This window comes from Virgibacillus alimentarius (assembly GCF_017874635.1).
In the GTDB taxonomy this organism is placed as follows: domain Bacteria; phylum Bacillota; class Bacilli; order Bacillales; family Amphibacillaceae; genus Virgibacillus_B; species Virgibacillus_B alimentarius.
Map to the genome: position 1 here is coordinate 126,438 of NZ_JAGIKX010000003.1, position 12,435 is coordinate 138,872.

The 12,435-nt window shown below is 36.7% G+C and carries 14 protein-coding genes and 1 tRNA gene; 13 read left to right on the forward strand and 2 right to left on the reverse strand.

The features are described from left to right. Positions 1-30 precede the first annotated feature (30 nt). From hprK to J2Z81_RS03860, 12 genes are all read left to right on the forward strand, one after another. Positions 31-960, forward strand: coding sequence for an HPr(Ser) kinase/phosphatase (gene hprK, locus J2Z81_RS03805; RefSeq protein ID WP_029270342.1), 930 nt, complete (start codon positions 31-33; stop codon positions 958-960). Positions 961-975: 15 nt separating this feature from the next. Next, entirely contained in the window at positions 976-1,809 is an 834-nt protein-coding gene (gene lgt, locus J2Z81_RS03810) for a prolipoprotein diacylglyceryl transferase (RefSeq protein WP_226370755.1), read from the forward strand. Positions 1,810-1,842: 33 nt separating this feature from the next. Further along, complete coding sequence (locus J2Z81_RS03815; protein WP_226370756.1) at positions 1,843-2,799, forward strand: nucleoside recognition domain-containing protein; 957 nt, start codon at positions 1,843-1,845, stop codon at positions 2,797-2,799. Further along, positions 2,774-3,409: a pyrophosphatase PpaX gene (ppaX, locus tag J2Z81_RS03820; RefSeq protein WP_226370757.1), complete on the forward strand. Its 636-nt coding sequence runs from the start codon at positions 2,774-2,776 to the stop codon at positions 3,407-3,409. Before J2Z81_RS03815 ends, ppaX begins: the two co-directional genes overlap by 26 nt. Before the next feature lie 3 nt (positions 3,410-3,412). After that, on the forward strand, positions 3,413-3,940 hold the full coding sequence (locus J2Z81_RS03825) for an acyltransferase (RefSeq protein ID WP_029270348.1): 528 nt from the start codon (positions 3,413-3,415) through the stop codon (positions 3,938-3,940). A gap of 151 nt (positions 3,941-4,091) precedes the next feature. Continuing rightward, the gene (locus tag J2Z81_RS03830; protein WP_226370758.1) at positions 4,092-5,081 is read left to right on the forward strand and encodes a tetratricopeptide repeat protein; all 990 of its coding nucleotides are present in this window, start codon (positions 4,092-4,094) and stop codon (positions 5,079-5,081) included. Positions 5,082-5,195: 114 nt separating this feature from the next. Beyond that, the gene (trxB, locus tag J2Z81_RS03835) at positions 5,196-6,146 is read left to right on the forward strand and encodes a thioredoxin-disulfide reductase (RefSeq protein ID WP_029270352.1); all 951 of its coding nucleotides are present in this window, start codon (positions 5,196-5,198) and stop codon (positions 6,144-6,146) included. A 309-nt stretch (positions 6,147-6,455) separates the two neighbouring features. Then, on the forward strand, positions 6,456-6,923 hold the full coding sequence (locus J2Z81_RS03840; protein WP_029265791.1) for an NUDIX hydrolase: 468 nt from the start codon (positions 6,456-6,458) through the stop codon (positions 6,921-6,923). Positions 6,924-6,942: 19 nt separating this feature from the next. Beyond that, on the forward strand, positions 6,943-7,830 hold the full coding sequence (gene rapZ, locus J2Z81_RS03845) for an RNase adapter RapZ (protein ID WP_029265789.1): 888 nt from the start codon (positions 6,943-6,945) through the stop codon (positions 7,828-7,830). A 2-nt stretch (positions 7,831-7,832) separates the two neighbouring features. Beyond that, the gene (locus J2Z81_RS03850) at positions 7,833-8,810 is read left to right on the forward strand and encodes a gluconeogenesis factor YvcK family protein (RefSeq protein WP_226370759.1); all 978 of its coding nucleotides are present in this window, start codon (positions 7,833-7,835) and stop codon (positions 8,808-8,810) included. Between the two features lie 30 nt (positions 8,811-8,840). After that, positions 8,841-9,782, forward strand: coding sequence for a DNA-binding protein WhiA (gene whiA / locus J2Z81_RS03855; RefSeq protein WP_029265785.1), 942 nt, complete (start codon positions 8,841-8,843; stop codon positions 9,780-9,782). Positions 9,783-9,977: 195 nt separating this feature from the next. Continuing rightward, the gene (locus tag J2Z81_RS03860; RefSeq protein ID WP_029265783.1) at positions 9,978-10,232 is read left to right on the forward strand and encodes an HPr family phosphocarrier protein; all 255 of its coding nucleotides are present in this window, start codon (positions 9,978-9,980) and stop codon (positions 10,230-10,232) included. A 74-nt stretch (positions 10,233-10,306) separates the two neighbouring features. Here J2Z81_RS03860 and J2Z81_RS03865 read toward each other — a convergent pair. Further along, a tRNA-Arg gene (locus J2Z81_RS03865) sits at positions 10,307-10,380 on the reverse strand. 320 nt (positions 10,381-10,700) lie between these two features. On the opposite strand from J2Z81_RS03865, the gene clpP reads away from it, so the two are divergent. Beyond that, positions 10,701-11,300 (forward strand): ATP-dependent Clp endopeptidase proteolytic subunit ClpP, encoded by a 600-nt coding sequence (gene clpP, locus J2Z81_RS03870; RefSeq protein WP_029270492.1) that lies wholly within the window; start codon positions 10,701-10,703, stop codon positions 11,298-11,300. Positions 11,301-11,358: 58 nt separating this feature from the next. Here the strand turns inward: clpP and dpaA are convergent, their stop codons facing one another. Continuing rightward, positions 11,359-12,237 carry a dipicolinic acid synthetase subunit A gene (dpaA, locus tag J2Z81_RS03875; RefSeq protein ID WP_226981216.1) on the reverse strand — a complete coding sequence of 293 codons (879 nt, stop codon included), beginning with the start codon at positions 12,235-12,237 and terminating at the stop codon, positions 11,359-11,361. Between the last annotated feature and the right edge of the window lie 198 nt (positions 12,238-12,435).

A 12,435-nucleotide genomic window follows, 5' to 3' on the forward strand; every position in this document is an offset into this window, starting at 1 on the left:
CAGGAAATGGATGGTTATGGAGGGATGACGATGGGAACTGTTCGTACAAAGGATTTGTTGGATAATTTTAATCTTACCTTAGTTGCAGGGTTTGATGGTATACATAGAGAAATTACAACGAGTGATATATCCCGTCCTGGTATCGAGATGACAGGTTATTTTAAATATTATCCCAGGGAACGGTTACAATTGATTGGAAAAACAGAAATGGCTTATTTTTTGGATTTGAGTGCAGATCAAAGAAAAGAACGTGCAGATCAGCTTTGTACAGATATTACTCCGGGAATTGTTATATCAAGGTGGATGGATATCCCAAACGAACTGTTGGATGCTGCTAATATGTCGGGTACCCCGATTTTAAAATCACCACGTAAAACAACGAGAGTTATAAGCAGATTGACTACTTATTTAGATATTAAATTTGCTCCCTTTACAGCAATACATGGAGTTCTTGTAGATATCAATGGTGTTGGCGTGCTTATCACTGGACAAAGCGGCGTCGGGAAAAGTGAAACGGCTCTTGAATTAGTGAAACGGGGGCACCGTCTTGTTGCAGATGACAGTGTAGAAATCAGACAAGAAGATTATGATAAGCTGATTGGAAATTCACCGCCACTTATTAAGCATCTATTAGAGATTCGTGGATTAGGAATTATTAATGTGATGACCCTTTTCGGTGCCGGTGCAATCCGTAATTATAAAAAAATATCAATGATTGTTGATTTGGAAGTATGGGATCAAACGAAACAATATGATCGTCTTGGTCTAGATGAGGAGACAATGAAAATCATGGATGTTCATATTCCGAAAGTAACGATTCCAGTCAGACCTGGAAGAAACTTAGCGGTAATTATTGAAGTAGCGGCAATGAATTTCCGATTAAAGCGAATGGGCGTAAACGCTGCAGAAGAATTTTCTGAACGATTAACAACAATGATCGATCAGGAGAAAGATGGATAGAAAAGGAGTGATTTCTTGACTTGTGACGCACCTTCATTAGACCGTATATTTATTGAATTTGGGCCACTCACGGTATATTGGTATGGAGTAATTATCATTACAGGGCTCCTAATTGGTTTATATTTGGCAACGCGAGAGTCCAATCGGCTCGGTTTACAAAAAGATTTGATCGTAGACCTCATTGTTTTTGCAGCCCCGATTGCGATTATTTTCGCGCGAATGTATTATGTTATTTTTGAATGGGACCGGTATGCAGGTGGACCTTGGTGGAAAGTATTTGCTGTTTGGGAGGGAGGCATTGCGATTCACGGGGCATTGATTGGTTCTGTACTAACTGCGATCGTATATGCTCGTATCAAACAAGTCTCCTTTTGGCAGCTTGCCGACATTGTAGCGCCGAGTTTGATTTTAGGGCAGGCCATTGGACGTTGGGGAAATTTTATGAATCAAGAAGCTCATGGCGGCCCACTGTCTGAATCTGTCTATAATAGTTTCCATCAATATTTGCCTGATTTTATTATGGACCAAATGTGTATTAATGGTGTGATGTATCATCCAACTTTTTTATATGAATCCGTTTGGAATCTACTCATTTTTGGATTGTTATTCGTTTTACGTAAATACAATCTATTGCGAGGAGAACTGTTCTTAGCCTACGTGATCACTTATTCCATTGGGCGATTCTTTATTGAAGGGATGCGAACGGACAGCTTATATATGTTTGGGCACATTCGCACTGCGCAGTTTATCTCTATCTTATTAATCTTAGCTGCAGTAGCTATCATGATTTATCGTCGTATATCTGGAAAAGCTGATAAGCGTTACGATGGAAAGAAGATCAAAAATTAAAAGATGTTTAGTTGAATGAGGAGGGGATGAATAATGTCAGGAATTGCATACCGTGGCCTTCAACAAGGATTGCATGTTACATGGACATTAGGAAAAGTGATTTTCCCAATTACATTAATTGTTACTATTCTACAGCATACCCCTATTTTGCCGTGGATTATTGAATTATTAAGTCCTATCATGGGTTTATTTGGCTTACCTGGTGAAGCTGCAGTTCCTTTAGTTTTAGGAAATAGCTTGAATTTATATGCAGGCATTGCGGCTATTATTTCTTTCGATTTTTCAGTGAAAGAAGTATTTATTTTGGCGGTGATGCTTTCCTTCTCACACAATTTATTCATCGAATCGACCGTAGCTTCCAGAGTGGGTATAAGCTGGTGGCTTATTTCTGGAGTGCGCCTAGTACTTGCAATGACAGCTGCTATTTTTATAAATCTTGTATGGGCTGGTGGGTCACAGCCTGCACAATATGGCTTTATTTCACAAAAGGAAATTCCAGCCGGATGGGCTGAAATGATATTGCAGGCAATTCAAACAGCGTTGTTTGCTGTTATTCAATTAGCGCTGATAGTGATCATATTGATGATTGTTATGCAATTTTTGCGAGAAAAAGGCTGGTTAATAAAAATTTCTGATGCTTTTGCTCCAGTTACTAAAATATTAGGTATGGAGAAAAATACATCATTGACATTAGTAGCTGGTTTAACGATCGGTTTAGCCTACGGGGCAGGGGTTATGATTCAAGCTGTAAAAGAAGATGGTGTTTCAAAGAAGGATACATTTTTAGCACTTTTGTTTCTTGTAGCTTGTCATGCCGTGGTAGAAGATACAGTGATCTTTATCCCGCTAGGAATACCAGTATGGCCACTGCTGTTAATCCGATTAGTCACAGCGATGCTATTAACAATGACGGTGGCATTTATATGGAAACGGTTAGATATCAAGAAAAAGAGGGATACTGTAAATGAGCATTCGTACGATTCTATTTGACCTTGATGGTACATTAATAGACACCAATGAATTGAACATCGCATCTTTTATTTATACATTTGAACAGTTTAATATGTCGCATACAAGAGAAAAAATAAAAAGTTTTAATGGTCCACCGTTACGTGATACCTTTCATCAAATTGACCCTATAAAGGCAGAAAACATGATTTCGATGTATCGAAAACATAATTTATTTTATCATGATCATTATGTCAGAGCTTTTCCTAATGTGAATGATGTACTCAAGCAATTGAAAGAGAAAGAGATAGAACTTGGAATTGTTACAACGAAAATGCGTAAAACTGCTATGAAAGGCATTATAAAAACAGCCATTGATCCCTTTTTTAAAACAATTATCACGTATGATGACGTCATTCATTCTAAGCCACATCCTGAACCAGTTCTTCAAGCCATGAAACAATTGGGAGCACAGGCCGCATCGACATTAATGGTTGGAGATAATTATCATGATATAGAAGCCGGGAAGAATGCAGGAGTACAAACAGCTGGAGTGGCGTGGGCGCATAAGGGAAAAGATATATTATTACAATATAGACCTGATTATATGCTGGAAGATATGTGTGATCTGTTAAAGATAGTAGGAGTGTAAGGGATGCGAAATACAGACCGATTTCAGGTAAGCAAGGCGAATTCTTTATGGCAAATATATAATACCGTATCTTTCTGGAAAGTGATGAAGAATTTTATTGTGATCCAAATAGCTCGATATACTCCTTTTTTAAGGATGAAAAATTGGATGTATCGTACATTTTTACGTATGAAAGTTGGAGAAACTACTTCCTTTGCTTTAATGGTGATGCCTGATATTATGTTTCCTGAAAAAATAAATGTGGGAAGCAATAGTATTATTGGTTATAATACGACCATTTTAGCGCACGAATATTTAATAAAAGAATACCGAATAGGTGAAGTAAACATTGGAAATGAGGTCATGATCGGAGCAAATACAACCATTCTTCCAGGGGTGACAATAGGTAATAATGCAATTGTATCTGCAGGTACTCTGGTGCATAAAGACGTACCACCTGGTGCTTTTGTTGGTGGTAATCCAATGCGGTTGATATACACGAAAGAAGAAATGGAACAACGTGAAAGGACAGATGGACCAGCTCATAAATGAAGGGCTATTTTTATAGCTCTTCATTTATGTTTTTTTTTTGCTAAAGAGGACAAAAACAGCCGTAAAAAGCTAATGTTTCGCTAAAATGTCATAGGATTCTTTAATAATCTGTGATATACTTTGTTGGCTATATTAAATGGAGTGGATATGCATGCAGCAGGTAAAACAGAAAGAAAAATTAAAAAATATCATTCCTTTTATCCCTGAAGGTGACTTTTACTTTACAAAAGGGATAGAGGCTTTTCAAAAAAGAAAATTTGAGCTTGCAATCAAATGGATGAATAAGGCAATAGAAGCGAAACCGAAGGAAACTTTGTATGCTTGTCAATTGTCTATTATATATACAGAAATAGGGCAATACCATAAAGCAAATCAATTATTAACGAATATCTTAAAATCAACAACGTATGTAGATTGCTATTATTTGCTTGCTAATAATTACGCTCATTTAGGTTTATTAAATGACGCAAGAAAATATGCGAATTTATACCTGGAGAAAACGACTGATGACGAGTTTAAAGAAGAGGCAGAGAACTTGCTCCAGTTAATTGATATTGGTGAAAATGATGATGATGGCTGGGAACTTGATCATGAAGATGAATTGCTAATTTATCAAGAAACAGCTTTTTATCATATGGAAAATTGCGAGTGGGAAAAGGTAATACCCTTGCTTGAAGAAATGATGACATTGTTTCCAGAACATAAGACAACGAAGCACGATTATGCTCACGCACTATTTTTTTCAGGTTATGAGGAAGAAGCAGTTGAAATGGAGTTGGAACTTTTACAGGTAGATCCAAATACACTTTATTGTCATACAAACTTAGCATTGTTTTTTTATAAATTAAATAAAAAAGAGGCATATAAAGCAAATATTCAGGCATTACTAAATGTATACCCCATCCATGAACAACAGCAACTGCGCATAGCTATAACACTAGTCAGAACAGGATATTATAAAGAAGCATATCAGCGTTTCTGCATGTTGTCGAAAGGAATTGTAACAGACCAGCTTTCCTATTATCGATGGTTCAGTGTGGCGGCTTTTCATATGGGTAAAACATTCAAAGCTACTTCAATATGGGAAGAAGGATGCAGGAAATATCCTCAATTGTCACAAGAAAAAAGCCCTTGGCAGTAGTACTTGAGCAGAACATTAGACGAAATGATTTAATTCTTATAAGCTAAGGTATGGATATAAGCCGTGAGAGGCGAAATACCTTAGAATATAATAAGTAAAGGGGCGATCATGAACATGTCCGAAGAAAAGATATATGATGTTATTATTGCGGGAGCTGGACCAGCGGGAATGACTGCTGCAGTATATGCTTCACGTGCAAATCTGGATACTTTAATGATTGAGCGTGGTATCCCTGGGGGACAAATGGCAGATACCGAGGACGTAGAGAACTACCCTGGATATGACCATATTTTGGGGGCAGATTTATCGAACAAGATGTTTGAACATGCGAAAAAATTTGGTGCAGAGTATGCTTATGGTGATATTAAAGATGTTACCGATCATGGAGATTATAAACTTGTTCATGCAGGAAGTAAGGAATATAAAACCAAAGCATTAATCATTACTACTGGAGCACAATTTAAAAAGATTGGTATTGAGGGTGAAGAAGAATTAACAGGCCGTGGTGTATCGTACTGTGCGGTATGTGATGGCGCCTTCTTTAAAGAAAAAGACCTGATTGTTATTGGTGGAGGAGACTCTGCTGTTGAAGAAGGTATGTATTTAACTCGTTTTGCCAAGAAGGTTACAATTGTTCACAGACGTGATGAACTCCGAGCACAGAAGATTCTTCAGGATCGTGCATTTGATAATGATAAAATCAACTTTATTTGGGACACTGTCGCAAAAACAATCAATGGTCCAGATGGGAAAGTAAGCAGTGTTTCTCTAGAAAATGTGAAAACTGGAGAAAAATACGAACATCCAATTGATGGTGTATTTATTTATATTGGTATGGTTCCACTTAGTGAGCCATTTAAATCTATAAATATTGTTAATGATGAGGGTTATATTCCAACAAATGAAAATATGGAAACGAGCGTTCCGGGAGTTTTTGCTGCTGGAGATATTCGTGACAAGAATCTTCGACAAATTGTGACAGCTACAGGGGATGGCAGTATTGCAGCAGAAGCGGCACAAAAGTATATTGAGGATTTAGAAGAAAAGTTAAAAGCATCAAAGTAAACGAAGGGGATATAAAAGTAATTTGATCTTAACGCCAATGTAACACGTATGCAATATAAATTAGATATAATGTATTTGACTAATTGACCCCCTTTTAATAGATAAATTAGTTTCTTGCACAGGTGAGTTTCACCTGTGCCTTTTTTATTTTTTGTTGAATGTTGTTGAAAAATATCGGTTCGCAGTCGTGAAATTTTGCCATATTTTGAGATGGATATGAATTGTTGTGGCTTTTAAAAAATTCATTGTATAATAGAGATAGTCGATTTTAATTGAAAAAGTAAATAAGCACAAGAAAAGGTGTTATGCATGCAAAGGGTCACAAACTGCATATTAATAAATAACGAACAGATATTACTGATAAAAAAGCCACGCCGAGGTTGGTACGCTATACCTGGAGGCAAAATGGAACAAAATGAAACAATTAAAGAAGCAGCAATTAGAGAATTTCGAGAAGAAACAGCCTTACACGTTAAGGAGCCAAAATTAGCTGGAGCATTTACATTTTCGATTTTTTCAGAGAAGAAAATAAAAGAGGAATGGATGATGTTCACCTTTATAAGTGAAAATTACCATGGTCAATTAACGGATTATTGTAAAGAAGGAGATTTAGAGTGGGTGCCGTTGAATCAAATTCATACATTGCCTATGGCGGAAGGTGACTTAAAAATATTTCAGCATATACTGACTTCAAAAGAAGTGTTATATGGGTCTTTTTCTTATACAGCGGACGATGAACTGCTTGATTACAGACTTGATTGGGATAAAGACATATAATGGAAAAGGAGGATGTGCATTGAGAAAAACTGCCGAACAGGAAACAAAGCTAGTTATTATTACTGGAATGTCTGGTGCGGGAAAAACGGTTGCAGTTCAAAGCTTCGAAGATTTAGGGTACTATTGTGTGGACAACTTACCTCCAGCATTACTTCCGAAATTTCTTGAATTGATGAAAGATGCTACGAATAATATTCGGAAAGTAGCGCTTGTAATGGATTTGCGAGGAAGGGAATTTTTTGATTCTTTGTTTGAAGCATTAGATGTTCTAGGGGATGAAGAGTGGCTGGATGAACATATTCTTTTTCTTGATGCGAAAGAGGAAACACTAGTAAGCCGGTATAAAGAAACGAGACGTTCGCATCCTTTATCTGTTGGAGGACTACCTCTTAATGGGATTCAGCAAGAAAGAGAGATATTAGATGAACTAAGAGGAAGAGCGCAGCGAATCATCGATACAACGGATTTAAAACCAAGAGATTTGCGTAAAAAAATTGTAAAGGCATATACAGAAGAAAAACAGGAAATATTTTCAGTCCATATGGTTTCCTTTGGTTTTAAATACGGAATTCCTATTGATGCGGATTTAGTATTTGATGTACGCTTTTTACCTAATCCCCATTATGTTCCGCAAATGAAACCATTAACCGGATTAAATCCAGAAGTAGCTGCATATGTTTTTAAATGGACAGATACTCAAAAATTTACTGAAAAAGTACTTGAATTATTGCAATTCATGTTGCCGCAATATAAAAAAGAAGGAAAATCACAGCTTGTAGTTGCCATTGGCTGTACTGGAGGACAGCATCGTTCTGTAGCCATTGCGGAGCACTTTGCTAAAAATTTATCAGCGAATTATATTACACATATTAGTCATCGAGATATCGATAAAAGAAAGGGACAATGAAGATGGGAGCAAAAAAGGAACCACGTGTTGTTGTTATAGGTGGGGGAACTGGTATGCCTGTACTGCTTCGTGGATTAAAGAATTACCCCATTGATTTGACAGCACTTGTTACCGTAGCCGATGACGGTGGGAGTACAGGAAGACTACGAAATGAAATGGCTATCCCTGCACCTGGAGATATACGCAATGTCATTGCAGCATTGTCTGAAGCAGAACCGATGCTATTAGATCTATTTCAGCACCGCTTTCGTTTTAATGTAGAAAATGGACTTTCCGGTCATTCCCTGGGAAACTTATTACTGGCAGCACTGTCTTCGGTTACAGGAGATTTTTACACAGGAATTAAAGAAGTTTCTCGTGTATTAAATGTGAAAGGTAATATTTACCCCATTTCAAACGAGAGTATGTTATTACATGCGGAGATGGAAGATGGTACAATTGTTTCCGGAGAATCATATATTCCACTTGCACAAAAGCCAATCAAACGGGTCTTTTTAAGTCCCAAGTCAATCAAGCCATTACCAAACGCAGTTAAAGCAATTGAGGAGGCAGATATGATCGTTATTTCCCCGGGCAGTCTGTATACAAGTATTATGCCCAATTTGATCATACCACAGATTGATGATGCAGTACGAAATACAAAGGCAAAAGTCGTTTATGTTTGTAATGTAATGACACAATCAGGGGAAACGACGAACTATACCGCTTCAGATCATATACAGGCAATCAGAGATCATATAGGCGAAGATTGTATTGATTCGATTGTCGTACAAAATGAACCAATTAACAAAGCAATATGTGCTGTGTATGCCGAGGAAAACGCAGTACCTGTCGTGTATGATACAGAGCGCCTCCTTGAAATGCATCTGCAAATAATTGAAGGGGATATTATTGACAATAACCGCTCTACATTACGACATGATACAAATAAAATAGCAAAATTACTTTATTCCATCATCGATCAAAAAAGTGATGGTTAATCTGACAACTAAGTAAAGGGGAGGAATAAATTGTCCTTTGCTTCTGAAATAAAAAAAGAACTGACCGGGATTGAAACGGATGCTTGCTGCATGTCCGCTGAGCTTGCGGCTTTAGTACGGATGAACGGTGTGATCTCTGTCTCTAAACAAGAATTTACGCTGGACGTACAAACAGAAAATGCGGCAATTGCCCGGCGTATTTATACATTAATTAAATCTTTATATGCATTACCAGTAGAACTGCTCGTTCGCAAAAAAATGAAGTTAAAGAAAAATAATATATACATCGTTCGTATGAAAAAAAATGCAAATAAATTATTATCCGATTTAGATATCTTACATGATAATTACACTTTTATAAGAACTATATCAAAAAAATATAGCAATAAAACTTGTTGCAGAAGAGCTTATTTGCGCGGAGCATTTCTTGCAGGGGGGTCGATCAACAATCCAGAAACGTCTTCTTATCATTTAGAAATATTTAATACCCACCAAGAACATAATGCTGGACTTCATGAATTACTTAATGATTTTGATTTACGTGCAAGAGAGTTAGAACGTAAAAACGGGTATATCGTTTATATGAAAGAAGCAGAGAAAATTACTGAGTTCCTAAGTATTATCGGGGCACACAATGCCTTGTTCAAATTTGAGGATGTCCGCATTGTTCGGGATATGAGGAACTCTGTAAATCGGCTGGTTAATTGTGAAACAGCTAACTTAAACAAAACGATCGGTGCAGCATTTAGACAAATTGAAAGTATTCAATTAATAGATAAGGAAATTGGTCTTCATGCACTGCCGGACAAACTTCGAGAAATAGCTATTTTACGCGTTCGCCATCAAGATGTTTCTTTAAAGGAATTGGGAGAATTGGTCCCAAGCGGAAAGATTTCTAAATCAGGTGTAAATCATCGTTTGAAAAAAATTGATCAATTTGCTGATAAGATTAGGCAAGGTGAATCAATATAAGATGGTTCCAAAATGATGGTTTAATAGGAACTGAATTAATTTTCTACTAAAAATTACGTTTCCATGATATAATAACAATTATTTACAGTGAAAAATGATTTGAATAAAATAAAAAAACGATACCTTTTGCTACCAAAGCAAAAGAATCGTTACCGTTTATTTGACAGCGCTTACTACAGGGAGAGGATGATACATTTGGTTGAGAGGTCTGTTAAAGTAGAACTAGAAACAGGATTACAAGCAAGACCTGCTGCATTATTTGTGCAGGAGGCAAATAAATATGGTGCTCATATTTTCTTAGAGAAAGACGGGAAAAGAATAAATGCAAAAAGTATTATGGGGCTAATGAGTTTAGCGATAACGTCTGGAGAGACAATTAAGCTTGTTGCAGACGGCACGGATGCAGATACGGCGATCGATCAGCTAGCTTCCTTTGTGACTCAAGCGTAACAAAGAGGACAGCTGAAAAAAAGACAAGGAACACAAATAATGTACTCCTTGTCTTTTTTATGTATTTTTTATAACGCGCCCGAGAGGATTCGAACCCCCGACACATGGTACCGGAAACCATTGCTCTATCCTGCTGAGCTACGGGCACATATTAGACACATTAGATATTATAACGTTTTCTATCCATATACACAAGAGTTTTATTATATGTAATGTAATTAACCTGTTTCATTGAAAAAGAAGGATATTTTAGATCTTTGTCAAACTGTATAATAAGTATCCATTTTAAGGTTTATATGACTATAAATTGGGAAACCTATAAAGTATGTTTGAAACATCAAAAGGTCATAAATAGATAGCATCGAAATAATAGATGTTTTTGTTTGACCTTTCCTGACCTATTAGTTATTATTAAAATATATTCACAACATCGTGAATGAAGTTGAACGATAAGGGAGGAAAATAAACATGGTTTTAATACCAACAGTTATTGAACAAACCAACCGTGGCGAACGAGCATATGATATTTACTCACGTTTGTTAAAAGATCGAATTATTATGCTTGGCAGTGCAATTGATGATAATGTTGCAAATTCAATTGTAGCACAATTACTTTTCCTAGAGGCAGAGGATCCTGAGAAAGACATTTCTATTTATATCAACTCACCGGGCGGGTCCATTACAGCTGGAATGGCCATCTATGATACGATGCAATTTATAAAATCAGATGTATCAACCATTTGTACTGGAATGGCCGCATCAATGGGTGCTTTCCTATTAGCTGCCGGAGAGAAAGGAAAACGTTATGCACTTCCAAACAGTGAGGTAATGATTCACCAGCCATTAGGCGGAACACAAGGGCAGGCGACTGATATTGAAATTCACGCACGCCGCATTATTCAAATGAAAGAAAAGATGAATAAAATTCTCTCTGAACGTACTGGTCAGCCGCTAGAAGTTGTTGAACGCGATACAGAACGCGATAACTTTAAGTCTGCAGCACAAGCGGTAGACTATGGCTTGATTGATAAGATTTTGGAACGTAAACAAGATAAGGATAAAGAATAAGAATAAAAAAAGAGGCTGTTGTCATAAGGAACCATCCCTTATGACAAACAGTCTCTTTTTAATTATTGTTAAATGCTAGCACATCCGTAAAAACTTCTGCAATTACCTTGCCGGCTGTTTTAGGAGCAACTTTTCCTGGTAAACCAAGTCCGTGTATTGTTTGAATATCATGTTTTTTGGCAAAGTCAAAATCGACTCCACCTGGTGAGGAGGCAAGATCAATGATGAGTGCTGACTGTTGCATACTTGAAAGAACAGTTGAATTGATAACTAGATGGGGAATTGTATTAATGCAAATATCAACATTACCAATTTTTTGGTTTAAATCTTTCATGCGCACCGGCTTTAACCCCATCACCTTCATGCGAGCGATATCTGCTGATTTTCTTACACAAACAGAAACATTGGCTCCAACAGCGGAAAACATGCGTGCAACGGTTATTCCGACTCTTCCAAAACCAAGAATCATTACAGATGATCCGTGAATCGTGTAATCAGTATGCTCCATCGCTATACTTAACGCCCCTTCGGCAGTAGGAATTGAATTATAAATAGCTAGGTCATCACGGGCAAATAAGCGTACTAATCTCCGGTTGCTGCTTCTTGTTATTTTATCCAAAAAGCTATTAGATATTCCTGTACATATAATGCAGTGTTTAGGCGTTTGAGTGACCATATCCTCTGTTAAATAGATAGATTCGTCAGAGAAAGAGGTCTTTATTTTTCCCGATGCATCTGTTCCAGACACAGGTAGTAAGATGGCATCGATTGTATGAAGGTCTAAATTCTCGCATTTCGTATGAAATATATTAGGAGTATCAAAGGAGGCTGATTCATAGCCAATTAAGTATATATTTGCCCCATCTGCGGCCAATGTATCAATGACTTCAAGATATCTGGCATCCCCGCCAATTAAAAGGATGTTTAAGTTTTTCAATATAATCTCCACCTTTCACAATGGTATTATCATATCGTGAGTATTGAATTTTTAGAACCAATACAGTTACATTAATAAAATGGTAAATTAAAAAAGAATGAATGGAACAGTTAATATACAGTCATTTGCATTTTATTATTTAAAGTTTCAATATAATAGATATATTTTAAAAATTATTGTATAATTAATATTAAAATT